18 protein-coding genes and 1 pseudogene are annotated in these 24,997 nt (G+C 58.3%); 6 read left to right on the top strand and 13 right to left on the bottom strand.

All coding sequences use genetic code 11. The features are described 5' to 3' along the window. Positions 1 to 520 precede the first annotated feature (520 nt). Positions 521 to 1,258, top strand: a complete 738-nt coding sequence (locus tag HAP48_RS07950; RefSeq protein WP_166214217.1) for a class I SAM-dependent methyltransferase — start codon at positions 521 to 523, stop codon at positions 1,256 to 1,258. Then, positions 1,234 to 1,483: pseudogene (locus HAP48_RS07945) on the top strand (transposase); the annotation flags it as partial. The gene HAP48_RS07950 and the pseudogene HAP48_RS07945, both read left to right, overlap by 25 nt. Positions 1,484 to 1,603: 120 nt before the next feature. On the opposite strand, the gene HAP48_RS07940 reads toward HAP48_RS07945, so the two are convergent. The 5 genes from HAP48_RS07940 to HAP48_RS07920 all read right to left on the bottom strand — a co-directional run bounded on the left by HAP48_RS07940 (position 1,604) and on the right by HAP48_RS07920 (position 7,561). Beyond that, a complete protein-coding gene (locus HAP48_RS07940; protein ID WP_166202920.1) occupies positions 1,604 to 2,527 on the bottom strand; it encodes a hypothetical protein in 924 nt (307 codons plus the stop codon). 56 nt (positions 2,528 to 2,583) lie between these two features. Then, positions 2,584 to 3,903 carry an O-antigen ligase family protein gene (locus HAP48_RS07935; protein WP_166214218.1) on the bottom strand — a complete coding sequence of 440 codons (1,320 nt, stop codon included), beginning with the start codon at positions 3,901 to 3,903 and terminating at the stop codon, positions 2,584 to 2,586. Positions 3,904 to 3,996: 93 nt separating this feature from the next. Further along, positions 3,997 to 5,178: a glycosyltransferase family 4 protein gene (locus HAP48_RS07930; protein WP_224496960.1), complete on the bottom strand. Its 1,182-nt coding sequence runs from the start codon at positions 5,176 to 5,178 to the stop codon at positions 3,997 to 3,999. A gap of 19 nt (positions 5,179 to 5,197) precedes the next feature. Further along, positions 5,198 to 6,331, bottom strand: coding sequence for a radical SAM protein (locus HAP48_RS07925; protein ID WP_166214219.1), 1,134 nt, complete (start codon positions 6,329 to 6,331; stop codon positions 5,198 to 5,200). A gap of 9 nt (positions 6,332 to 6,340) precedes the next feature. Beyond that, positions 6,341 to 7,561 carry a glycosyltransferase family 4 protein gene (locus tag HAP48_RS07920; RefSeq protein WP_166214220.1) on the bottom strand — a complete coding sequence of 407 codons (1,221 nt, stop codon included), beginning with the start codon at positions 7,559 to 7,561 and terminating at the stop codon, positions 6,341 to 6,343. Positions 7,562 to 7,911: 350 nt separating this feature from the next. Here HAP48_RS07920 and HAP48_RS07915 point away from each other — a divergent pair, with 350 nt between their 5' ends. Then, the gene (locus HAP48_RS07915; RefSeq protein ID WP_224496959.1) at positions 7,912 to 8,925 is read left to right on the top strand and encodes a polysaccharide deacetylase family protein; all 1,014 of its coding nucleotides are present in this window, start codon (positions 7,912 to 7,914) and stop codon (positions 8,923 to 8,925) included. A 119-nt stretch (positions 8,926 to 9,044) separates the two neighbouring features. Here HAP48_RS07915 and HAP48_RS07910 read toward each other — a convergent pair whose 3' ends face one another. The 4 genes from HAP48_RS07910 to HAP48_RS07895 form a co-directional block, all read right to left on the bottom strand. Continuing rightward, a complete protein-coding gene (locus HAP48_RS07910) occupies positions 9,045 to 10,052 on the bottom strand; it encodes an FkbM family methyltransferase (protein ID WP_224496958.1) in 1,008 nt (335 codons plus the stop codon). A 4-nt stretch (positions 10,053 to 10,056) separates the two neighbouring features. Further along, complete coding sequence (locus HAP48_RS07905; protein WP_224496957.1) at positions 10,057 to 11,496, bottom strand: oligosaccharide flippase family protein; 1,440 nt, start codon at positions 11,494 to 11,496, stop codon at positions 10,057 to 10,059. Positions 11,497 to 11,897: 401 nt separating this feature from the next. Continuing rightward, positions 11,898 to 13,064 carry a Wzz/FepE/Etk N-terminal domain-containing protein gene (locus HAP48_RS07900; protein ID WP_224496956.1) on the bottom strand — a complete coding sequence of 389 codons (1,167 nt, stop codon included), beginning with the start codon at positions 13,062 to 13,064 and terminating at the stop codon, positions 11,898 to 11,900. Between the two features lie 123 nt (positions 13,065 to 13,187). Next, complete coding sequence (locus HAP48_RS07895; RefSeq protein WP_166214221.1) at positions 13,188 to 14,666, bottom strand: undecaprenyl-phosphate glucose phosphotransferase; 1,479 nt, start codon at positions 14,664 to 14,666, stop codon at positions 13,188 to 13,190. A gap of 169 nt (positions 14,667 to 14,835) precedes the next feature. Between HAP48_RS07895 and HAP48_RS07890 the strand changes: the two genes are divergently transcribed. Both HAP48_RS07890 and asnB read left to right on the top strand, forming a co-directional pair. Then, positions 14,836 to 16,212: a polysaccharide biosynthesis/export family protein gene (locus tag HAP48_RS07890; RefSeq protein WP_166214222.1), complete on the top strand. Its 1,377-nt coding sequence runs from the start codon at positions 14,836 to 14,838 to the stop codon at positions 16,210 to 16,212. 224 nt (positions 16,213 to 16,436) lie between these two features. Beyond that, on the top strand, positions 16,437 to 18,206 hold the full coding sequence (asnB, locus tag HAP48_RS07885) for an asparagine synthase B (protein WP_224496955.1): 1,770 nt from the start codon (positions 16,437 to 16,439) through the stop codon (positions 18,204 to 18,206). A gap of 128 nt (positions 18,207 to 18,334) precedes the next feature. Here the strand turns inward: asnB and HAP48_RS07880 are convergent, their stop codons facing one another. The 3 genes from HAP48_RS07880 to HAP48_RS07865 all read right to left on the bottom strand — a co-directional run bounded on the left by HAP48_RS07880 (position 18,335) and on the right by HAP48_RS07865 (position 22,405). Beyond that, positions 18,335 to 19,501 (bottom strand): GNAT family N-acetyltransferase, encoded by a 1,167-nt coding sequence (locus HAP48_RS07880; RefSeq protein WP_166214223.1) that lies wholly within the window; start codon positions 19,499 to 19,501, stop codon positions 18,335 to 18,337. A gap of 768 nt (positions 19,502 to 20,269) precedes the next feature. Continuing rightward, positions 20,270 to 21,280 (bottom strand): UDP-glucose 4-epimerase GalE, encoded by a 1,011-nt coding sequence (galE, locus tag HAP48_RS07870; RefSeq protein WP_166214224.1) that lies wholly within the window; start codon positions 21,278 to 21,280, stop codon positions 20,270 to 20,272. 207 nt (positions 21,281 to 21,487) lie between these two features. Further along, the gene (locus tag HAP48_RS07865) at positions 21,488 to 22,405 is read right to left on the bottom strand and encodes a LuxR C-terminal-related transcriptional regulator (protein ID WP_166214225.1); all 918 of its coding nucleotides are present in this window, start codon (positions 22,403 to 22,405) and stop codon (positions 21,488 to 21,490) included. A gap of 424 nt (positions 22,406 to 22,829) precedes the next feature. Here HAP48_RS07865 and HAP48_RS07860 point away from each other — a divergent pair, with 424 nt between their 5' ends. Further along, the gene (locus HAP48_RS07860; RefSeq protein ID WP_224496953.1) at positions 22,830 to 23,462 is read left to right on the top strand and encodes a LuxR C-terminal-related transcriptional regulator; all 633 of its coding nucleotides are present in this window, start codon (positions 22,830 to 22,832) and stop codon (positions 23,460 to 23,462) included. A 119-nt stretch (positions 23,463 to 23,581) separates the two neighbouring features. Here the strand turns inward: HAP48_RS07860 and pyk are convergent, their stop codons facing one another. After that, positions 23,582 to 24,997: a pyruvate kinase gene (pyk, locus tag HAP48_RS07855; RefSeq protein WP_166214226.1), complete on the bottom strand. Its 1,416-nt coding sequence runs from the start codon at positions 24,995 to 24,997 to the stop codon at positions 23,582 to 23,584.

Here is a 24,997-nt window from a genome sequence, read left to right as displayed (position 1 = left end):
GTTTCAAAATGTGATTTATACACGCGTATATGGTGCCGACACGTGCCCTATCGGATCGGTTCAAGGCACACGTTCGATTTTTTCATCGGATTGCTTCGGCACCAGCGTTGCGGGAGATCGAAAGCGACGGCGCCAGCCGAGACGAACGCACGTAGTGTCGATCGATCTTGACGCGTGGTGCGAGGGGCTTCGTTCAGGCTCAAATGAAACAGGGAAGCAACGCGGCTTCATCGCGCATGAGATCGCTCGATTTTGTTGCGGCTGCTCGCCGCCTTGGCTGTTGTTCTCTTTCAGACCTCGTGGGGCAGGCTTGCTACCTACCTAGGGCGTTCTACTAACTCGAAATGATTAGTTTCCCGAACGAACCGGAACTGCGATTATGGAGCGCAATTGCGCTGGTCGTGGGCGCGGCGCTGATCGCTGTCAGAGTTAGCGATGGCCGCTTAGCTCGCAAAAGCTGGTTGAAACTTTGGATTATCGATCTGCCGTCCAAGTCGCAGTTCAATCAAGGGAGGGAACGATGGCGAATGCCGGAGGGGCAGAGCTTATGTCAAGCGATCTCTATACTGGAAAAGGCTATGCCGAGGCCCATCCAGGTTGGCATGACGAAGATGCCGCTGGCAAGGCCGAGAAGATCGCCAAGATCGTGCGCGCCAACAACATCACTTGCCGGACCATCGTCGACGTAGGCTGCGGGGTGGGAGGCGTTCTGACAGCCCTTCTTCAGCAGGATATCTTCCGTGACTCAACCGCCGTTGGCTACGATATCGCTCCCTATGCCGTAAGCGTCGCCAAACAGCGAGCAAGAGACAACCTGAGCTTCCACTGCGGTGACTTCTTGCAAACCAACGAAAGCTACGATTGTCTCTTGTGTATCGATGTCTTCGAGCACATCGATGACTATATGGGCTTTCTGCGAAAGCTCAGGGGACGTTCGAAATACTATGTGTTTCATATTCCCCTCGACCTCAATGTCCTCAGCGTTCTGCGCGATCAGCCCCTTCAGAAACGCAAGGAGGTTGGTCACCTGCATTACTTTGATCGGGCAACAGCTCTGGCGACACTGCGCGACACCGGCTTTGAGATCATTGACAGTCAGTACACCAGGCTTGAAGATTTCCTCCATCTCCATCCCGAATGGCGAACCACGAAAACCCTCCTCGCTAACGCCGGGCGGCGCATTGTCCGGACTGTTGCCGGAGAGGACCTGTCTGTGCGCTTGCTCGGCGGGGCATCACTGATGGTTCTCGCCAGCTAGAACGCGGGGTATCGGCGGCGCAAGCCGCCCGAGACCTGGGAGGTTCATGAGAATGTTTTGCGAGAATGAGTGAAGGAGTTCGGCTCCGATCCTGTGCAGGCCTTTGCCGGGTCACGGCCAGATGAAGCCCGAGCAGCAGAGGAAATCGCGCGGCTCAGGCGTGAGGTCAACAAGCTCAGGGCTGAACGGGATATTCTGGATTTCCATCGCCATCGTGGCCGCTCCTGAACCACCCCCTCAGATCTTGCCGCCGCGCATGCGATGATCCTTGGCGAGCGCCCTGGACGCGGAGGCTGTTGCGGCAAGTGCCCGAGCGGATCTGTCGAGCACTGAAGCACTGTTCAGCTATCTCAATGGCGGCGGCTCGGCTTGCAGTTGCGATTTGGTCATGGTCGTGAAGAAGAAGTACTGGTACGTCGTCGTCAACTTGACCCAGGTGCCCATGCCGATGCCGGGATTATTTACAAACACTCCATTTAGGTAGAGGTACGGAGCTGAGGTGTCTCTCCACCAGTCAGCTCCAAAGTTTGCGATCAGATTTGCACTTGCATCATCGGTGCGTAGCTGTGCCAGCGAGAACACCCCGTTGACTGTTCCGGGAGCATACGATCCTCTCGGCTCAATCCAGAAATGATTATTATAGCCGGATGCTGGCGAGTCCATTCTTACGCTTCCGTCAGGCTGAACAACGAGACTCATTTCCGAAGAGGAGTTGTTGGAGAAGTCTGCCACGTAACGCCGGCCACCGATGGAATTCGTGGCTTGATCTTGTACAAGTTGCCAACCGCCACTCGTCAAGTGCACATAGACGCGATAGTCCTTCAGATAGACGCTGGCAGCAACGTTCGAAACACCGACTTGCGGATATATCTGTCCCCAACCCGTCAATGAAGAGAAGTTGGAAGGAGAAGCAATGTTCCCGGTGGCAGCGGGGCCACCTGCATACCACGAGAAATAGGTCCTGACTCCTTGTGGATATATTCCGTTGTCATATCCGGAAGTTTGCGAAACCACACAATCGATCGACAAGGACGTGCAGATGGGTTTGAGCGCCGGAGGCTCGCGTAGTTGCACCTGCAGCACTGGTTTTTGATGACACATTGCCCGCTGCGTCATGTGCGATGCAGATTCGATCTCTAACAAGAGATTGCCGTTGTCGCTGCATCGTCCGTACTGGGATGGAGGCGCTATCGTCGCGGCGCTCGCCGATGAGACGAGGGCGCCGTGTAACATGAGAGCCGTGAGCGGAATGGCAAGATGCTCTTTCATGGGAGGTGCTCATAACCAGTATCGGCCGATGATACCAACAGCGGCCATGTTGCTGTTCAGATAGTTTCTCGGCTCGCCGATGCTTCAATCCGCGAACCAGCAGTCATCGAGATGTGCGAGTAGCGCGATCTTGGGTCACGTTCGGTGACGGCTTCAGGTTGAGCCAGCACCACAAACATGCTGACGATCAAGTGCGAAAACGCCACCGTTTCCCTGTCGAAGCTCGCATCGAACGTTGCAACCAGCGTCACGCCGGCAAACATCGCAAGCCACAAGTGCAGGATTCCAATTTCTGCTGACCGTTTTCCAAATGAGGAAACGAGCCGCTGCCGGTCCGACATCGCGGCCAGCGGAAGACTGAACCAAAACACGGCAAAGGTGATCAGGCCGACCACGCCCGACTCGAAGAATATTTCCACGAACTGACTATGCGCCAAAAGAAGAAACGGGCTATAGAACCCTACTTGACCGGGGCCATATCCGGTCCACGCTCGTTCCAATCCAAGTGTGGACAGATAGTACCAGTGGTGAATGCGCCAATGGACAGAGGTCGGCGCGGTGCGCCAGTCCCACACCGCATATTCGCCTCTCATGATGTAGTCCGGAACGGTGTTCAGCTCCGAAAACAACTCTCCAAACGGAGATATCCATATAAGGATCGCGAATGCTGCCGCGAACACCGGAAGGAGGGCAGGCCGCTGGACAAAAAAGTATACGCTGAGGGTCACCCCGAGCAGCGCGACACCGGTCCTTGAAGCAGAAAGGACCAGGGCAACAAGAAACAGAACGTACACCGCAATGTGAAAGTGCTGAATGGGCAGTCGCAATTTCCGGCGCGACAGCTCGCAAACGAAAAAGGTCAATACGATCTCCAGGCTGTAGGGCACTGGATGCGAAGAAAGACCCACCACCCGCTTAAACTTGTCGTATTGGGTGACAAGCTCTGCATGACCGGTCAGGTATTGACCTAGTCCGACGGCGGAAATGATGAACAGCAGCGACATATAAACGCGATGGACGTTGAGGCAAAAACGTGGATGTCGGTAGAGGGACGAAAGCAATGCCACGAACATGATCAGTTGCAGGTACCTGAAGATCTCGTACCAGGCGGAATATTGGTCGATTATCTTGCCGGCTCCAGCGCTGACGATAAATGACAGTCCGCAAGCGGCAATAAAGATGGACAAGCAGATCAGCAGTGTGAAAATTCGTCTGTGTATCCTGACGTCCCGCATTTGCCAGATCGCCACAGCACCGATCCCGAGGACGGTGATCGACAGGATCATGGAAAAGCTCGTCCCGGACAAACGATCGACGCCGTTAGAGATCGATCGGAAGAACGTATAGATGAGGAAATATAGCAGGAGTGCGCTCATCTTGAACGGCGCCCTGGTTCGATCGGTTTGAGGCTATACCCCAACCGCGGGACGGGGATGGCGCGTTCGCCGCCATGCCGCGCGAGCAGCCCGCTAGGCGGCGCTGGGCGGCACCGTCCGAGGCCGCACATGAGGACCGCCTCGACGAGGCTCGATTGCTTTGCGATAGCATCCGAGGGTTCGCTCGGCGATAGAGCGCCAGTCTTCCCGTTGGGCCAACCAGCTGCGCGTCTTCTCGCGGAGCTCCAACGGCCACGGACTGTGTGCAAACGATGCCAGACGATCCGCGAGCGCTGATACATCTCCCACATGGAAATAGTGCGCGTCATTCAATCCGATCTCCAGGTGAGCAGGAATGTCACTGGCCACCACGGGCAAGCCGAAGCTCAGAGCTTCCAGCAGCGCGATCGGCAAGCCTTCGTGCGAGGATGGCAAAACGAAAATGCCAGCGTGCGCGTATAACTCTCGCAGTGTGAGGCCGCACTGGAAGCCCGCCATGATCACCCCGGCGGTTGCCCCAGCGCGCGCCGCAAGCAATTCGGTATAGGCGTCTGGATGGTCGGAAGTCCCGACGAACACGAGCTTCCATCCGGCGAGCCTGGCATCGGCAAAGGCCTGAATCAGGTCCGGGTGCCGTTTCTCCGGCACCAGCCGGCCCACCATCAACACATATCGTCCCGGCGTGAGCCCAAGTTTCTCCAGCGCCGAAGTGCTCGTCGGCACGTCAGGCAAGGTGACGCCGTTTGGAATAAGGTCCGAATTCAGGCCGTACTTTTCCCGCACCAGCTTCCGGATGGTCTGGGAGATCACGATGCGGCCGTCGGAAAATCGCATCCCCCAGGCCTCGCCGGCGCGCAGGGCCATTCTGGCCAATCGGCCCCACTTCTCCCGTTCGTAATCCGGTCCGTGGTGCGTCACGACAACATGCAGTCCCAGCAACCGCGCCAGTGGCGCCATCAAGGCCGGTCCGATAGCCTGGATGTGCAAAACGTCCGGCCGCTGCCATGCGGCGACAAGCACTCCGAGAAACGAATGGACGATTGTCTCAAGACCCGAGGTTTTCGGGCACCATACCCGCTGGTAGCGTACGCCCTGCCACTCGTCACCGCGGTCAGGCGGCATATACGAGGAGCGGACGATCACCTCGACATCACATCCCAGCTCCTTGAGATGGGGACACAAATGCTCTGCGTGAACTTCCACTCCTCCCTGCACGTTGGGAAATCCACGCAAGCCAAGCATGATCACCCGCAGTGCCAGATGATCTGCACTCACTACACCCTCCTACTGGCTATTAATTATTCATAAAGTCCTTGAGCGGATATCGCGCGTCGACCGTCTCTCTCCCGCGCACCAGTCGTGCCTTTTGCTTTTCGTTGAGGAATGACGTTCGCTCGACGCGCGGAGTAGGGGCGACGTTGGAATAATCAATGTACTGATCGAAACAGATCGGCCGGCCGAGCTCGGCCTTCAGCTTGTTCTTCAGCACCCAGAGCAGCGGCCCCATCTTCGGTGCCTGCGGAACCAGCGTTGAGCGCATTGCCGTGCGCGCGGTCGTCACCATCCAGCAGTTTTGTTGGCAAGCGTGAACCTTGGCGACCGAGTTCCGGGCCGTGTCACTTGCGATGATCTCACTCCAGGACTGCCGCGCCAGGTTGCCCAGCGGCAAGTCCGATCGCACATTGCAGGCCCACACATCGGACCAGGGATCGATGAATGCGAAATCCGTCCCCGCGCTGCAGCGTATCAACCGCGGGTGGCCGAGGATCTTTTCAATCAAGCCCAAATTCAGATAGGCGCGAAACCAGTTCTTCGGCTTGTTGCTCTTGAGCATCGCAGTGATAAGCCCTTCCACCTGCCGGGCCACCGCGACGCGCTCGTAGAAATAGTTGTCGTTCTTGTAGAATTGCCACGCGTTGTGCAGCGTCGAGGTTGCAAGCTCGAACCCCATTGAACGCGCCAGTTCATAGGTTCGCACCAGCTGGGCCACATTCTCGTCCTGGATGACGAGGGCGAATCCCAGGTCTTGCCCGCCCGCCTCCTGCAGCATGCGAAGCCCGGCTACCTTCGTGGCATAGCCGTCCTTTTCGCCGCGTATGGAGTCGCTGGTAACCGCGTCACCCTCAAGGCTGAAACGAACCTTGATCTTCGGGTGCTTCTTAATGATGGGCAGGAGACGCTCGGGATGCAGTCCGTTCGAGCTGATCTCTATGATCCGGGCCTTAGGGTGGAGCAGGTCCACCATCTCGGCAAGATCCTTCCGCAGAGTCGGCTCGCCGCCGGAGATATTGAGATTATCGAACCCCGTCGGAAGTTTCGCGAGCGTCTCGAGCGTGACCTCTTCCTTTGGATCGGTCGGATTCTTCCAGATGTAACACATCTGGCATCTCGAGTTGCACCGAAACGTGGAGATTACGGTGAGATCCATTTGCAATCCTCACTGCGATGCATGCCGCTCGCTCACCAGTGATCGATAGACGGCCATCAGATCGGCGTTATGCTTCTCGAGAGAGAACTCCGTTTCGACGCGGGCCCTTCCTGCAGCCCCCATGCGCGCACGGCGCGCGGCGTCGCTCATAAGGCAATCGACATGGTTTCGCAGCTCGTCCGCATTGCCGGGCTCAAACAAAAGCCCCGTCACGCGATCGTCGACGAGCTCCGGAATGCCACCGATGCGGGTCGCTATGACCGCCTTGCCATAGGCCATCGCTTCCAGCACCGACATCGGGCAGTTCTCGCACCACTCCGAAGGGACAACCACCACCGAAGCTTCGGCGATCGTCGCCTTCAATGTCTCCCCGGACAGCTGGCCCGCAAAGCGCACATTCCGGGTAAATCGCGACTTCAGGTCATCCGCCAGCGGGCCCGAGCCTGCGATGACGAGAGGCCACCGGCAGTTCGCTGCTTCATGGGCGCGCAGCAGTGTCTCTGCACCCTTTCCCGGCGCGAGCCGACCGCAATAGAGCACGTATCCCTTGTCCCGATCGCTCGCCGAAATGCTGGTGACATCGACGCCGTTGTAGAGCAGCTGCACCCGGTCCGCGGCGAACCGAGGCAACACCGACTCCCGCATGAACTGGCTCGGTGCGAGGAAGCGGTCCACCTTCTCGTAGTTGCCGAACCAGCGCTGAATGACCGCTTCCATGTAAAGCGTTGCGCTTTGTGCGATCGATCCGTCAGCACAGCGGTGCGTCAGCACGTGATGGAAATCTCCTGCGAGACACGACGAACACAATCGGTCCTCTCGCATGCGTGTATGCACCGGACACACCGGCTTCGAATCGTGCAGCGTCAGTACAACCGGAATCCCGCGCGACTTGGCGACGCCGACAATCGACGGGGTCAGCTGATGATAGATGTTGTGGCAATGCATCAAGTCCGGCCGCGTCGCCTCGATCAAGGAGGCGAGTTTGCTGACGGCCTCACGCGAGTGAATCAAGGAGAGTGCGCTCTTTACCTTGGCGAGATAGCCGCCGCTCCGGTATTCCTGGAGAGACACGAAATGTGCTGCGTAGGGTGACTCGATGTTTCGGTCGTGCCGCATGGCGAAGTCGATGACGTCGGCTCCGCTGCTCATCAGAAACGCTCTTTCCTGAAGCAACACGGCCTCCGCGCCACCGTTGTTGAACAGAAACTTGTTGGCGAGCAGTACTTTCATTGATGAGCCGTTTCGTCGGTACGCAGATCACTAGGCCGGTACCACCAGCGGCCGGTGCACTCGGTGTCTGACGAAAAAAAAGCTACCTTGAAAGCAGTCCGACGCAGGCGGCGCATTCAGAGTGGAGGCGACGAAATCTGGGGTACCTAGGAGTGAGTACCGGCGCCGCAGTTGCCAGCGCGGCGCAGTTCGTCGATAAATGTAGGGCGTTTTGTTTCCCATCGGATACAGTAGCGCTTACAGCGCACGCGACAGGTGTTTTGACGATGAGCATGGGCAGGCCGCGCACGCGATCAAGTAAGCCGCGTGGCCAGTACTCGCATAACCGGTCTGTCCGGCGGTTGCTCGGCGTGAAGCAACTTATCAGCCGAACCGTATTTCACGCGGCTGGTTGGGCCGGACTGGCGCCGGCTCTGCGCAGGGCATTCGCCGGCAGGGCCGCTATCCTGATGCTCCACGAGATTCAGCAGGACTGGCGCTGGGAGCTAAAGACAGGTGCATCACCTGACTTTCTTGAATATTCGCTGAAGTGGCTGCGTCAAGAAGGGTGGGAGATTGTCAGTCTCGATACATGTCTCGAGCAGTTGGCGGCGGATACTCAACCCCACCGCTATGCGGTTCTTACCTTCGACGACGGCTATAGGGACAACGTCGCGACTGCATTGCCAATCCTAGAGCGACATAACGCGCCGTTCACAGTGTACGTACCGACCGGGGCGGTGACGCGGACGTTGCAACCGTGGTGGCTGGGTTTGCGCGAACTATTCCGCTTGAGAGACAGCATTGCGATCGACGGCATGGCCATGCGATTCAGCTGTCGCGATTTTGACGAGAAAGCATCGGCGTTGGAGAAGGTAAGTAACTGGGTACACGAAGATTATCATCGAGTCGAAATGCTCACGCCTACGTTCAACAAAGCAGGCCTATCGCTGGAGTCCTTGAACGACACGTATTTCCTCAATGGAGCCGAGCTTCAGGCCCTGGCGCGTCATCCTCTCGCTTCGATCGGCGGGCACACGGAGTCGCATCCAGCACTCGCGTACCTCAATGAAGCGTTAGCGCGCGCCGAAATGGCCGATAACCGCAACTATCTGGAGGGACTGCTTCAGCGTCCGGTTCGGCACGTCGCCTTTCCTTACGGCAACGCCAGGGCATGCGGCCCTCGGGAACAGCATCTTGCGGTGGAGGCAGGCTTTTCGACCGCGGTCACAACGCGGCATGGGCAGATATCCGATCGCAAGCCCAATCATTTTGCGCTTCCGCGCATCGCGTTGGGAGGCCCATTCGATTCGAGAATTGCGTTCGAGGGGCGAATGAACGGCGTCCAGTCTGCGGTCGAGATGCTGTTGGGGCGTAGCAATTAATATAGTGAATTCTGATAGTATCGAAGAGCCGCATCCGCGCGAATCTCGTTGGGGCACGAAAAGCGGTCGGGCATCGAAGCCGGCGGCCCCGCGTGTCGGGATCGGCCCCCACAGCACGATCATGCGCGGTCGGCAATTCCTGCTATCCAACGATGGAAGCCGGATCCGGGCGGGCAGGTCACGAAATTGTAGCCGATTTTGGGGTTCGGTTTCAGCCGATCCATTGCAACGGGGTCATCGACCTTCGTAACTGCCCCGTCCGCAGCGAGAAAAAAGACTGGAAATCCGAGCACGTCGAGCACATGCCTCGTGGTCGTGTGGGTCCGATCATCGCCATGGTCTTCGTAAATGATCAGCGTGTCGCGCTTCAGGACCTGCTGAGCGCCCTTTAGAGCCGAAATCTCTGCGCCCTCGACGTCGAGCTTGACGACGAGCCGATCGCTGTCGGTCAGTTGCTGTTGCCTTGCCAGCGCATCGAGCGTTATCGACATGACGGGCTCGGCCTGTGACGGGCGGCTGCTCTGCGACGTCACGATGTGTCGGGCCGAATGAGGGCCGTCGTCGGAGAAGAACAGGCTGTGTCCGTCGTATTCGAACAATGCCTTGCGGCAGATCTCGAAGCGCTGATCGTTGGCGTCACGGTTCTGCTCGAGAATCGCGAGCGTCGTCCGCGAGGCCTCAACAGCAATCGCGCGCTTGTGACCCAGCATTTCCGACGTGACAAGAACGGACCAGTATCCGATGTTGGCGCCGCAATCGAAGAACGTATAGTCGATATCCTTCATCCGCAGCAGAAGCTTCCCTATGTCCGCCTCGTAGGTCATTCCTGGGTGACCGATGAAGAACGCATTCCAGTAGATGTCGTCCAGCTTAAAGTACAAACGGCTGCCGTCCGCGAAATGGACGCAAGACAGTTGGGAATGCAGGAGCGGCCGGACCGCCCGCATGGCGAGTCCCATACCACGCCCGGTACTCCGCGAGACAATAGTGTGCAGAAGCCTCACCAGCCCCATCGAAAGCCGGCTTCCTGACACCTCGTAATCGAAAGTACCCCCATCCATCAAATACCGTCTCCCGCGCGAAAATCCGATTGCAGCAGTCGCGTCCTCGTATGCCAGCGAACGCATTCAACTATCTCCCCGATTCATGTACGTTGTGTCCCGGCTGCCGCAAGCTTGGCTGCAGGTCGAGAATGGTGCCGCCGGCTTCTGGCCGCATCGCCTCCGTGCGCGGTTCGGATATGTCTCTCTGCGTTGTGCGCCTTACTAACGCGCGGAGCGTCGTCGTGGCCGTGATATCGATGCCTTCCGCCGCATACATGTAGGCCGCTGTCCACACCCTGGTTGCGACACCCGCGCAGGCCCCAGCAACCGCCGCACCTAAAGTCCCGAAGGCCCAGGTCGCGCCGATCATGGCCAGGATCCCGACCGCCCAAGTGATCACCACGATGTGCATCGCGGCTCGCTGGTGTCCGGTCATATTCAGTGCGATTGGGCCGATCCCGAAGTATGTCGACACCAGCAGGCCGATCGACAGAACCATCAGGATGCTGTGGGCGCGGCTGAAAGCCCCTCCGAACGCCATCAGCGCGAGGTCCCCAGCCAGTGCCAAAGCCACAACGCAGCCGAAGACCGCGACAAACGCAGCCAATGACGCTCCCGACGTGACGCGCGTGATTTCCGCATGACGGTTCTCATCGAACAGGCGTGCGATGAGAGGCGCTGCGGGAATGCAGAAGGTCGCCAGGAAGAAATCAAGAAGGAGCGCGATCCGGCTGGCAGCGTAGTAGTATCCACCGGCTTCCGGGCCGACCATGACCGAGACGATGAGGAGATCGATCGTGCCGCCCATGACACTGGCGATGCTGGTTACCCAGAACGGTCCCGAAGTGAAAAAAACGTCGGCAATCCGATTATTCGATCGCCTCACCGCCATGGTGAATACCTTATAACCCTCCGCGAGATGTCGTAGGTAAACGTTCTGAGCGGCGATCAGCACGACCAGAATTCCGGTCGCAATCGCCAGAACGTCTTCCGCCGGCACTGGATGGCCATATGTCGTGAAGAGAATGCCGCCAAACAATATGATGAGAAGTCGCCACAACACATCCTTGGACACGAGCGCGAGGTTGACGGAGCCAAGCGCGCGCCCCAGCGAGCTCTGCATTTCGATCAAGGCCAACGGCAATATCAGAAGCAAGCTTGTGGAATACTGCCAGCTTCCGAATATTCCGTCGCGGCCGCGAGCTACGACGAACAGCAGGAGCGAGATCACGATCACAGCAACGCTGCCAAAACATGCCACACGAAGCCGCTGTGCGACGATCGAGCCGATCTCTAGGTAATTTTTCCGGGCGGCGATGCTTGGTATTTCCCGCAGCACGCGAAATTGCTGACCGACGAGGCCGACCGTGGAGGCGACGACCGCGAACGTCATCAGCGACATGAGCGCCCCGTATTCCTCTATGTTCATCATCCGCGCAAAACATACGCCGAAGAGAAGGGAGACGACGGCGCCCGAGCAGCGATAGATCAAGGCTAGCCACGACTGCCGGAAGACATTGCTGAACATGGTCGCTGGTCCGCCAAACGCCCGATTAAAGCTCGTCATTGCTCATGCCAACGTTGGTGGACGCCACGCGACGCCCAGCGGGTTGTGATCGAGCCCTTGCCCGGAATTCCCGGTTCGGCATGCCTGGCAGGCGTGGGTGGATTTGGCGGAGGCTGAGTGTTCAAGAGTGACTCTCTGTCAAATCGGCACATTGTCGCAGGGTGGAATATAACCCCCTCGGGTTCGGAGACCGTCGGGCCTTCTGGATTACCCACTCCGGCCCGCAACGAGAAACAAGAGGAAATAATGCCGTCTTCGTTGCTATGAGGGCGGCTGCCGACGAGCACTGTTCGACGGTGATGTAGAGGATCGTTCCAGTCGGGCTTGCTGCGGGACGACAATCGGAAACGCAGTTCGTGCGACTATAAGTCGGGATTGGCCTCCTTGTACGCGTTTTGCTTCTCGACTTTGAACGAGCCATCGAGATGGGGCCTGGCACTGCCTGCCTTGAGCCCCTGCACGACTGAGGTTCCTCCGGACGCGCTCCAACGCGCTGGTGCGCGTCGTCGGTCAGACCATTCGCGCAGCAATCCGATTCCGATACCAAGAAGTATGCCGCCAAGGATCGCCATTCCAAGTACTAATCGGGCCTTTGGCGAACTGGCCGTGTAGGGCTCGGATACCCCGGTGAGCAGACGCGCCTCGAACACCGGCGGGGATTGCTGCTGCGTAGCGTCCGTATAACGCAGCATCCGGAGAAAATTTTCATACGCCTTGGCGGCGGCGTCCGCGGTGGCTTCCAGTTCGCGGAGTTCGTCTGGCGTCCTCCCGGTCGATTGCGACGAGAGAGTGCCTGCCTCGGCGGTACCCGCGGGAGCCGCGACACCGTTTCTGGCCCTGTTGTAATCCGCTACTGCTTTTTTGGCGGCTGACGCGTGGCTGCTCAAATCGCTGACACGATCCTTGACCCATTTCTCGTTTTGCAGACCCCATTTGTATTTCGCGTCCATTTGCGTCGTAATGTAGCTCTCCACGATAGCGCTCAATATCTGCGCTGCCCGATCGGGTGCGGCGGAATTGAAGCCAAGATCGACTATGTAGGTGAGGCCGGCGCGCCTAACCGAAAGCTTGCGCTCGAAGGCTTCCACTGCATCGCGCGTGTTGCTGGACCCCGTTTCTGGTCTGCTCCAGCCGAGCAGCCGGGATGTCGATTGACTGAAGCGGTGCAGGGCACCTGCCGAAAATTCCCGATCCTCCGCCAAACCGAGCTTCGCTATCACCGCGCGAGCGACGCCCTCGGACTTCAGGATTGCGATCTGACTTTCCACGGCCGTTGTTACCGCCGCCGTGTCGGTCGAAGTCGATTTGGCGTCGACGTCGACGATGAGTTGTGCGGTGGCGGTAAACGTCGGAACTGCGAGAACGAGATAAAGCAACGCTGTGCCAAGCATCAAAAAGGACGTCAGCAGTATAATAGAGAGGCGGCGGCGTAAAAAAGCGAGGCCGTCCGCCACGAATTCGGCCGCCGAACCAAATTCAGGCGGCATGTCTTGAGGTGCCGAGCTGTCTGTTCTGTGAGTCTGCAGCATTTTGTCGAACCTGCGCTTACTGGTGGCACCTACCGACGGTTCCGCCGATCAAACAAGATCGGGATCAACTGCAATGCCCTTGCGAGTTTGCCGTAAAGACAGCATGCGGCAGGCGACGTCGCGTTAAAAGGCATTCCAATAGACCTTTCTGGAAAAGAGGGTCATAACGATGATCTTGAGATCGAGGAGGAATGACCAATTGTCGATGTAATACAGGTCGTGCTCGATACGACGCCGCATCTTCTCCAGGGTGTCGGTCTCTCCACGGTGGCCATTGACCTGTGCCCAGCCGGTAATTCCGGGCTTGACGTTGTGGCGACGGGAAAATGACGAAATCAGCCGGGCGAAAGCTTCGTTCTGCGAGGTCGCGTGCGGACGAGGCCCGACGAGTGACATATCGCCAACCAGCACATTGAAGAGCTGCGGCAGCTCATCGATATTAGTTTGGCGCATGATGCGCCCCAGCCGGGTCACACGTGGATCATGTCTGGTTACCTGCTTGAAATTGTCGCCGTCCTCCGTAACGGTCATCGATCTGAATTTCACCACGCGGATGGTCTCGTTGTTGTAGCCATGCCGCGTCTGACGAAATAGCACTGGCCCGCGGGAATCGAGCTTGATTGCCAGCGCTAGGATGACGAAGAGGGGACTGACTACGACCAGACCGACAATTGCGGCCGCGATGTCGAATGATCGTTTAATTGCCCGGTGGAACGGCGTCAGGGGAGACTGGAAGATGCGCATCGTCACCATGTTGCCGAACTGCGCGATGCGCGACACGGCCATGAGATCGACTGCCCCGACAGGGACGACGTGAACATCAGCCGGGAGCTCTGACAGGGCGCCAGCCAGAGCGAGTGCGGCCGGAACATCCACCTCCGAAGTCAGAATGACAATGTCGTCCGCTCGGAGGGGCCGACATTCCGTGATCAGTTCGCGCGTATGGGATGGCACCTCGACCGCGTCGGAGCGCTCAGGTACTGAAGAGCCGGTGCGAAAGGTCGGAAAGTCGAACGAGCGGATGGTCCGGATTCCGGTGGCGATTACTCGTGCGGAAAAGTTCAAGCAGTGGCTCGGGTCTCCTATGAGTATGATGCGCCTGGCGTCGATCAGTCCGGATGCGATCGCAGGTTGCAGCAATGAGAAGCATATTGCCCGTACGCAGAGCACCATAACGAGGACGCTTGCGGCCTGGGCTATGACGGTCGCGCGCGAGTAGCCCTCCGAGACCTTGAGAAGAAATATCGTCGAGATGAAGAACGCGAATACGAACAAGACGGCGCTAACGCCGCTCCACAGGAAGACGTGCCGGGGCTGCGTCTGGATCCGCGAATACTGCCGGAGTCCAACGGATACGAGCAGCTGCATTGCGGCAATGAGAATGGATTCCTGGATATATTTGGGGGCGTCCGGAGAGCCGTGATGATAGAGGACGGCAGCGCAATAAGCCCCAAAGGCTACGAAGAGGAATTCGGCGCCTGCTGCCAATACCAGTAAGGCAGCCAATCGATTTTTGCCGACGCCCGCCGGAATTGCCTTGCCGACAGCGACCGAACGCGCCGGGCGCTCGGCCGGCGAATTGGTGAACGACGCATAGGTCACCGATTGCTCCCAGGCAGTCCATCTTCCAACGAGAACAATAACATTCAGGTCAGAAGGCGGACCGGCAATAAATGGGTAGCGTGGAGTAACTACGATGGTCAGTTGAGTCGAAGCGTTGCGAGACTAGATTGTAGATCAATCAGTTGAGGACAGACCAGTCGAACACGCCATGCCCAACTCCAAGCTGCGCAACTGCTTCAATCGTGACATACGCGGCGGTCAACCCGCTCATTGCATGAGATGGGGTCTGGTAGCTGTTAGCCTAATGATTTCCGCTCAGGCGAAGGCCGAATATCGAGTGAACGTCGGAGATGTTCTGGAGGTCGCGGTGGCAGGCGTGCCGGACCTGCGGCAACGTGCTCCCGTCCAGGTGGACGGCAATATCTCGATACCGCTGGTTGGGATGGTCGCGGTCGCCGGCCTGCCCTTGCCGGAGATTCGAGCCAAGATCGGGGTCGCACTGACGAACAAGGTCTTTCGACAAAGGACTATTGACGGCCGCGAGGTCGTGGTCGTGATAGATGCAGACCAAGTGACGGCGATCGTGGCGGAGTACAGGCCCGTTTACGTCAACGGGGACGTATCGAAGCCGGGTGAGTACCCCTATCGCCCGGCGAGCACCGCACGCCAGCTCATCGCCGTGGCGGGTGGCTACGACATCATGCATATCAGAATGAACAACCCGTATCTGGAGTCAGCCGATCTAAGAAGCGAGTATGGATCGCTTTGGACAGAACTCGCCAAGGAACAGGCGCGTATGTGGCGCATCAAGACCGAACTCGGAGAGGGGGCGCAGATCAGTCCCGCTGCTCTGAGTGATATGCCCATAGCTCGGTCCGCAATTTCGGAAATCGTCAATGCGGAAGCGGAGTATTTGAAGACGAAGCAGAATGACTATCAGCAGGAGAAATTGTTCCTGCAGCGTGGCGTTCGACAGGGAGACGACGAGGTCCGCGTCCTGTCAGAGCAGCAAAAGAAAGATGAAGAGGGGTTTCAGTCCGACGTCGAGGACCTTCAGAAGGCGACCGATCTGTTCGGAAAGGGATCCTTGATTAGCCCCCGCGTGACGGACGCGCGCCGCGCGGTTCTGCTGTCAGCAACCCGGAGGCTGCAGACCTCCGCGCAATTGCTGCAGGTCAAGAAACAGCAAGACGAGTTCGCCAGAAGGCTCGTGAAGCTCGACGATCAGCGGAGGCTTGACCTGCTCCGGGAGCTGCAAGACACCAGCTTAAAGCTCAATCAGATTCGCGAGAAACTGCAGAGCGTCGGTGAGAAGCTTCAGTACACTTCGATGGTTCGATCGCAGCTCGCACGGGGATCCGGCAGTAAGCCCGATATTGCTATTATTAGAAGCAACGAGAAGGGACCGGAACGGATTATCGCCAACGAGGATACCGAGTTGCAGCCGGGTGACACCATCGAGGTCAGCCTGCGATACCAGGATGGTCCGGATTTGCCCCCCAGAAAGCTAAGCAGTGCAAACGTCCCAGCGGTGATAGGTCGGACCGACGTAACCGCGGCAGATTCGTTGCGCGACAGAAGATGACGAGGGCGGAGCCGGCGTAGTAGCTGGGACCGGCAGATTAAGCGAAGCGGGCAATTCGCGTTTCTTTCGATCGCATCAACGGTCAGTCCCGCATCAGGGCTACCTAGAATTGGAAGACGCGAGCATCCATGAAGTGCGACGCCTGCTCAGGCAGGTGTGTGTTTTTGCCGCCAATGCGAGGGTTTCGTCTTAAGCATAGGCCAATTGTGCTGATCGCATGAACCTTGAACACCTTGCAGCTTTTGCCGTTCTCAGCCCACTATCTGTTTCGCCCGCGATCTGAATTCATAAGAAGGGTAGCCACCTTGTGCGGTTTCGTTGGTATCTTTGGATTTACCGAATCGGTTGAATCGGCGCGCAACCGGGCTCTCGAGATGGCAAAGACGGTCAGGCACCGCGGGCCAGACTGGAGCGGCATCTATTCCAGCGAGTGCGCAATACTCGCGCACGAACGCCTTTCCATCGTCGACGTGGAGCACGGCGCCCAACCCCTTCTCGATGTTACTGCGGGCCGGGCTTTGGCTGTGAACGGAGAGATCTACAATCATGTCGCTTTGCGCGACGCACTGAAGCTGCCGCACGTCTGGAAAACGAAGTCGGACTGCGAAATTATCCTGTATCTCTACGACGAGTACGGATCAGCCGTGTGCGGCATGCTGAGTGGCATTTTTGCGTTTGCCATCTTCGATGAGCGCAGTGGCGAGTTCTTCGTCGCCCGAGACCACATCGGTATCGTTCCGCTTTACATCGGATGGGGCAGCGACGGCGCGATTTACGTCGCGAGCGAAATGAAAGCTCTCGATCGCGTATGCGAGACAATCCAGGAGTTTCCGCCGGGACATTACTACAGCGGCAAAGCCGGACAGTTCGTCAAGTGGTATGATCCAGAGTGGGCGCATACACTTCCAACCAGGAAGGTGTCCTTGCACGAGCTCCGAACTTCGCTCGAAGCTGCGGTCAAACAGCAAATGATGTGCGATGTGCCTTACGGGGTACTTATTTCTGGTGGGCTCGACTCTTCCCTGATCGCGGCGCTCGCAGCGCGCCACCGCTTCAAACGGATCGAGTCTGGAGAGACCGAAGAGGCGTGGTGGCCAAGGCTACACTCGTTTTCTGTCGGCCTGGAAAACTCACCTGACATGAAGTATGCGCGAAGCGTGGCGACTCACATTGGCACGGTCCATCATGAGGTTGTTTTCACTTTGCAGGAAGGATTGGACGCGTTGCCGGATGTGATCCGGCACCTGGAGACCTTTGATGTCACCACCATTCGTGCCGGCACGCCGATGTATCTCATGGCGCGTAAAATCAAGTCAATGGGCATTAAAATGGTATTGTCCGGAGAAGGCGCTGACGAGGTGTTTGGCGGCTATCTCTACTTCCACATGGCACCATCGGCAGAAGAATTCCACGAGGAGACCGTTCGAAAGCTCTTTGCATTGAGCAGGTATGATTGCTGTCGGGCGAACAAGGCAACAGCTGCTTGGGGCGTCGAAGCCCGCGTGCCCTTCCTCGATAAGGAATTTCTAGATTACGCGATGTCGATAGACCCTGCCGAGAAAATGTGCCCTGGCGCAAAAATCGAAAAGGGCATATTGCGGGAAGCGTTTGCCGGTTTGTTGCCGAAAGAGATCTTGTTGCGTCAAAAGGAGCAGTTTTCCGACGGAGTGGGGTACGGCTGGATTGAATGTTTGAGAAATCACGCCGAAAACAAAGTCTCGGATCAGATGCTCGCGGAGGCCAGCAAGCGCTTTCCGCAGCAAACGCCGACTTCGAAAGAAGGATACTTCTACCGGACCATCTTTGATGGCATTTTCATGAATCCGACAGCTTGCCTAACTGTCCCCGTCGGTCCCTCGATCGCGTGCTCCTCGCCGACCGCGTTTCTCTGGTCTCAGCAATTTGCGAGCGTGGATGACCCATCTGGACGGGCTGTGAAAGGAATTCACATTCAGGCCATTGATAACGCGGTTGGTCTTAGGGACCATCCATGATCGACGCCAGCACGCTTCTCACGTAGGCGGACGGATATTCGATGCAGAATTGTCTAGGCGTGAACGCCTGCTAGGGACTTGAGCCTAGGTGATTTGAGTAGCCTCGCCGAATAGCCCAAACCGATCGTCTAGGAACTAGACGCCGAATACGGAATACGAAGCCGTAGCTTCTTTTTTGAAAGATTCGTAGCGATGGCGCGCAGCATCCGCTTGGCATCGCGGAGCTTCGCCTCGATGTGGCGCTCTGGGCTGTCTCTGCCCATTGCGATCCACTTCATGGCATACTCCCTGTTAGCCAGGTGGGATTTATGCCCGGCGCCACCAGCCAGGAAGTCGTAGCCGCGTTCCCCGCGTGCGATGCTCTCCTCAATAGCCAGCACATGGCTCACAAGCCCGGGTTTGATCCGGCTATCGCTCTCGTAGAGAAAGCCGCTTTGGTAGTTGAGGACACGGCCGTCATGCACGAAATTGTACAGGACCCCGATTGTCTGGTTCCCAACCAATGTCCGTGAGATACGGATGGCCCCCGTGGGGACTCCGCGGGAAATTAACTCCTCGTGAAACGGACGGAATCCCGGATTGGCGAAGGCCCCCCTGCGTCCCCATCGCGATCGATGGAAGTCGCTCAGCAAATCGAACGCGGCGAGGGCTTCCGTCGTGGTTTCCATGATCCGGAGTTCAAGGGGGCCGCGTTCGGCATACAACCGTATGGCACGGCTAACGGCCTGGCGAGTACTGCGGCCCAGTGTGGCGCGATAATCCTTCCCTTGCTGGCGAGCTTTGGCGAAATCAACCCACAATGCCGCATCAGCCTGTTTCACCTCGGTAACGAACCCAGCCCGGCCCGCGGCGCGACAAGCGGCCAACTCAAGGTCTGGATCAATTCCGGATAGAACCAACTGATCCGAGCGGCGCAAGCGCGACGTCAACGCATCGAGGCCTGCCGGTATGATGGTGTCCGGTTGCTCTGCAAGAATATTATTGCACTCGATGAACAATCGGTCGAAACGCGTATCTCCGGTTTCATTGAGCAGCCAACGTGTCCGCGCATGCGGCCCAAGCCTCCACGCTCTCCGCCGGCAAATAATTGCCAAGCCAACGATCTTGCCTGACGACCGAGCTACGAGGACGTGTGGTTCCGTGCCATCCGGGATATGCCGTAGCCAAGTGCCGATCCAGAGCCAAGACAAAAAGAACGAGTGAGGCACTCGAGCTTCGAGCTCCTTCCACGCGGTTTCAAGCCACGCAATGCTCTTCAAGGCCTCCAGGCTGACATCGGTGTCCGCTTCAGGCATGCTTATTTCTCGTTCACCGCCAGAAGACCGCAAACGCGGTGCGACGGAAGAACAAGGACCCAGCTGCAACGATCGCGTACAATCCGATGATGGGTCTGGATGGCTGGTCACACACGTATCCTTCTCGCGGAAACGCCCCCTTGGACGTCTCTGACCGTCGCTTCGGCGGAGGCGATAGCGGAACTATATCGGGAATTCGACCCGTGTGTGGGCCCTTTCTGATTACCCACGGTAGCTGCTGCAACTTTTGCCAGCGGAGCGGCTGTGCCGAAGTGGGTCTGTGATCGGCCGGTCTTAAGGCTGGCGCTGGGCACCCCCGTCTTGGCCTTGACCCTGCCCGCTCACCGCGGCCTGCCATAGCCGACGTCCGGCTGCTCAGCGTAAGCGGCACGCTGAGGCCGTTCAGACGGCGTGGTTCCATAGCATAAGCGCCTCGATTCGGGTGCTCGGCCAGCCGTTGGCGATACGCCGGGCTCCAGCGCCTCTGTCACGACTTGCGCTTTGAACTCGTCCGACCAGCGTCGGCGAAGCTGCCGCGGTGCTCCCTCGAGACGGTCGGCGACCGCAATCCATGCCGCAGTTCGCAGTCCTTTACTCAAAGCAAGGTCGGAGCGGTTTTTATGATGGCAACCCTTCTCCGCGCAGCAGCATGGCGGGCTTCTGACGTGCTGCCCGCGGCACAATCGGAAGAGGGCGAGCGGGGACCCGGATCGACTTGGCAGCCGCAAGGTCGTGGCGACTGCTCAAGACGCAGACGGCTCTCGCCGTCTAGGCGCCACGGTAGCCAGTCGGGTTCTGCATCTGCCAACGCCAATGATCCGCACACATCTCGGTCAGTGATCGCCGGGATGTCCAGCCCAACAGGTTCTTCGCGAGCGTCGGATCGGCGTAACAGATTGCGACATCACCGACCCTGCGTTGGTCGATCACATACGGAACTGGCCGGCCACTCACGGCCTCAAATGTCTGGACCACCTCCATGACGCTGCTGCCGCTTCCTGTTCCGAGATTGACGGTAAGAACGCCGGGCTGTCTCAGCTGGCTCAAGGCGCTCAGATGTCCGGATGCAAGATCGACGACATGAATGAAGTCGCGGATGCCGGTGCCATCCGGAGTATCGTAGTCGTTTCCCCAAATCTGCAGCTTCTCACGCCGTCCGATTGCCACTTGCGCCACAAGCGGCAACAGGTTGTTGGGCACGCCGAGAGGGTCTTCTCCGATGAGCCCGCTTTCGTGCGCGCCAACCGGATTGAAGTAACGCAGGATGGCGATCCGCCAATCGCTGTCGGACCCGTGGAGATCCTTGAGTATCTCTTCGATGAAGTACTTTGTGCGGCCGTACGGATTGATCGGTCCGACGTGATGTTTCTCGTCCAGCGGCAGGTATGCGGGCGTCCCGTAGACCGTTGCGGACGAACTAAAGATGAGCGTCTTGACGTCTGCTCTCGCCATGGCTGACACGAGCCGCATCGTGCCCACGACGTTGTTTTCGTAATAGGTCATGGGTTGAGCACTGGACTCGCCGACCGCCTTGAGCCCGGCGAGGTGAATGACTGCGGTCACGTCGTGAGTGCGCAGAATCTCGTAGATCGCTTCCTCATTGCAGATATCGGCATGCCGGAAGACGAGCGATCGCCCACAGATGGTTTGCACCCGTTCGAGAGAGGCGCGATTGCTGTTGCAGAGATTGTCGACCGCGACGACATCGAGCCCCGCATTGAGCAGCGCGACAGCGATATGGGACCCGATATAGCCAGCGCCTCCGGTCAACAAGATCATTTCCGCTTCCGTTCCGCGCCTGGATGGTCAATTTTTGCCGCGGGCGAAAATCAATCCCGCTAAAACCGAACGGTAGAGAGGCCGGCACCGATGGTGGCGAACCGCCGCGATGTGACCCGGTGCCGCATCCATCTTTGCGGCACAGATTCCGAGCTCGACGTCCCGCCGAAGGTCACCCGGCGGGGCGCCAGACCGGACGAGTTTCAGCTATTTGCGGGTCGCCCTGTCGATTTTCGAGCTCATATCCTTGTGGACGTGGCCGTTTGCAAGCGGCATTTCAAAGTAGCTTGCGGCATGGTCGATCGCGCCAAGCGGCACCGGCCGGCCCGCCCTCCCGATCTTGGGAATTTCTCTCTGGGGCGGGAGGAGTCGGTCGGCTACGTCGGCGGTCTGATGCGCAGACCTGTCGTTCTTCAGCCAGGTCGCAGGTCGATGGTTCAACCCCCAGATCGCTGCCTGGGTTCTGTTCTGGACCCGGATCTTCCGAAGGATCGCCTTGATGTGAACCTTCACCGTGGCTTCGGCAATGCTGATCTTGCGCGCGATGCACTTGTTGGAATCGCCTTCGATCAGACACTGCAGAATTGAGATTTCCCGCGGCGAAAGTTGCTGGGCAAGCTTGTCATCCGCCTTTGCTACGACATGATTGGCATCGGCGGGTGCGGGCGCATCGTCCACGTCGCGCGTCTCGGCGTCGAGGGCGGAGGTCAGGAATGCCGGCGGGAATGCCGTCCCGCCCATCATGACCAACTCGATGGACTTGATGAACGCGTCACAGTTCATCACGTCGATGAAATATCCGGTGGCGCCGGCCCGGAATGCGGCCGCCAGATCGCTCAGTCGATATTGATCTGCGACGACCGCCACGCGTCCGTCGGCGTGACGGCGCTTGAGGGAGTCGATTTGCTCGATTGTCGGGCGAAAATCATCGCCATTGTGAACAATCAGAAACAACGCCGAAGCAACGGGCACCTTCTGAAGCGCGTCATCGCCTAGCAAATCGTTGGCATCGGATATTGAAGTAAGGACTTGAAAATTCTCGGAATTCAGAATTCTGGCAAGACCTTCTTTGCGAAGACTATTTTCACCAACAAGCACAGCAGTAAAAGGATATCGCCGTCTCATGGAAACTCTCCCGGACGCTACAATGATACAGGGGGCGGGTCAGTTGAATCCGGCTCATTCTTGTTGATGGACCGCCCAGCTAAAAAAACGCAACAAAACTGCTTCTTCAGACTTCGTAGATTTGGACACAAATTTGGGACGAAAAATCCCGAGCCCAGTCTCTCAATATTTAGGAATTTTAAATGCTAATCCCCAATATCCCTATATACCGTTGGTTATAGGCATTTTGGACGCTCGCTTGGGGTTAGCTGGGCCGTCGCCGCAATCAAACGTTGCGCAAATCGCATGTGCTTGGGCGCTCGGCCAGTAGATTCACGGGGCGCGCCGCAACAACAAAAGCTTACTGAAAAGCCTCATATTGGAGTAGCTTCTTAAATGAAATGGGCGCGTTGCTGAATTGGAGGGACTGAGGGATTGGACGTAAATGAATTTCAGTCGTGTAGTGATTGCTAGCAGATATCCGGTCGTTTTATTGGGTCTGAATTGTCTGCTCGAAGCAGAGCGTGATTTCAAAGTTGTTGCTCGCTGCAATGATGGAGCGAGCTGTTTCAAGGCAATCCGGAGCCTCGCGCCCGACATCGCCATTTTGGACATGTCGATGCCTGACATCTTTGCGCAGGCCACGCCCGATATCGCAAATTCCGGGACGCCTGGTGTGCGGCTCGTTTTCCTCGCCACCTCTGTTGAGGATCGCGATCTCGCCATGTTGGCGGCAGCGGGGGCTTACGGCGTCATCCTGAGCGAGGAGGAGCCTGAAACCCTTATTCAGATGTTGCGGCAGGTCGCCGACGGCCAGCGAATGTTGCCGCCGCCCGCGTCCGAGGAAGTCATCTCTCGCGCGCCGACGGCGATTCCGGAGAAGTATCTTGCGGTGCTGACGGAGCGCGAGCGTCAGATCATGCGTTTGGTGTCGGAAGGCTTGTCGAACAAGGAGATTGGCCGCCGTCTGAAGGTGGCTGACGGAACCATCAAGGTTCATCTCCACCACATTTTCCGCAAGCTCGAGATCAGCAACAGGACCGTTCTTGCCACGCTCGCGATCTCATCCTCTACCTGACGGATGAGATACCGGCTGATCTTGGGAAGAACGGCAGCGCTTCGTCGCTAGCATGGCCCACGCGTTGCTCCGGCAAACCACGACCTTGGCGATGCGCTGATGGCGCAATCCTGATTCTGTTAGGGGAGCGAAACGACGCGCAGATTGTTTGTTGTACCCGCTTGTCCAAATGGAATGCCGGCGACGACAACCAGCAGATCCCTGCTTGATGCGAATTGCTCCGCAAGCGCGAATGCAGTCGCGCGTTCGACCATCTCCTCATAGCTCCGAACATTGTCGGACAGCACGCTGTGAGCGCCCCACAGCAGACACAGGCGGCGCGACACTTCGCGGCTCGGGGTGATGACGAGGATCGGCAAGCTCGGCCGCTTGCGTGCCACGCGTGCGGCGGTCGTTCCGCTCGACGTATAGGCCACGATGGCCTTGGCGTGAACGACGGAGGCGAGGTCGGCCGCGGCCGTTGCCACAGCGTGGGGCGCGGTCTGTTCTTCGCCCGGCTGGGTCGCCTCGACGATGGAGCGGTACATCTTGTGCTGCTCGGTGCTGCGGATGATGCGGTCCATCATCTCGACCGCCTCCTGCGGATAGCGGCCGGTGGCAGATTCCGCCGACAGCATCACCGCGTCGGCGCCATCATAGATGGCGGTCGCAACGTCGGAGACTTCGGCGCGGGTCGGCGTGGGGGCGGCGACCATGGAGTCCAGCATTTGCGTGGCGACGATCACGGGCTTCACGGCAAGCCGGCAGGCCCGCACCAATTCCTTCTGACGGCCCGGCACGTCTTCGTGTGGAATCTCGACGCCGAGGTCGCCCCGCGCAACCATGATGGCGTCGCACAGCTGGATGATATCGTCGATCCGCTCAAGCGCTGCGGGCTTCTCGATCTTGGCCATCAGACCGGCGCGGTCGCCGATCAGGCTTCTCGCCTCGATGATATCGGAGGGCTTTTGCACGAACGACAAGGCGACCCAGTCGACGCCGAGTTTCAGGCCGAACTCCAGATCGAGACGGTCCTTTGTCGTCAACGGTGAGAGATCAAGTACCGTCCCCGGCAGATTGACGCCCTTGTGGTTCGAGATCGTGCCGCCGACGATCACCTTGGCTTCGATGAAATCGTCACCGAGCCCGGTGACGCGAACGCGGACCCTGCCGTCGTCGATCAAGAGATCGTGACCGGGAGCCACGGCCGCAAAGATTTCCCGATGTGGGAGCGGAATTGCGCCACGATCTCCATCCGACCCGGACAGCACGAAGCGGATGGTCTCTCCGGCCGCGACGGTGATCTTGCCATCGCGCAAGGTGCCGACGCGGATCTTCGGGCCTTGCAGATCCAGCAGAATGCCGATCGGCCGGTTGACTTCCTGTTCCAGCTTTCGGATCGCGGCGTGAATCCTGGCGTGATCGCTCTGGGTTCCGTGGCTGAAATTCAGGCGGAACGTATCGACGCCCGCCTCCAGCAGCGCCTTGAGCATTTCGGGAGAACTGCTGGCGGGGCCGACGGTTGCAACGATCTTGGCCCGTCGATGACGACGCAT

This window comes from Bradyrhizobium septentrionale (assembly GCF_011516645.4).
Lineage (GTDB): Bacteria > Pseudomonadota > Alphaproteobacteria > Rhizobiales > Xanthobacteraceae > Bradyrhizobium > Bradyrhizobium septentrionale.
This window is presented reverse-complemented; position numbering and strand designations above follow the sequence as displayed.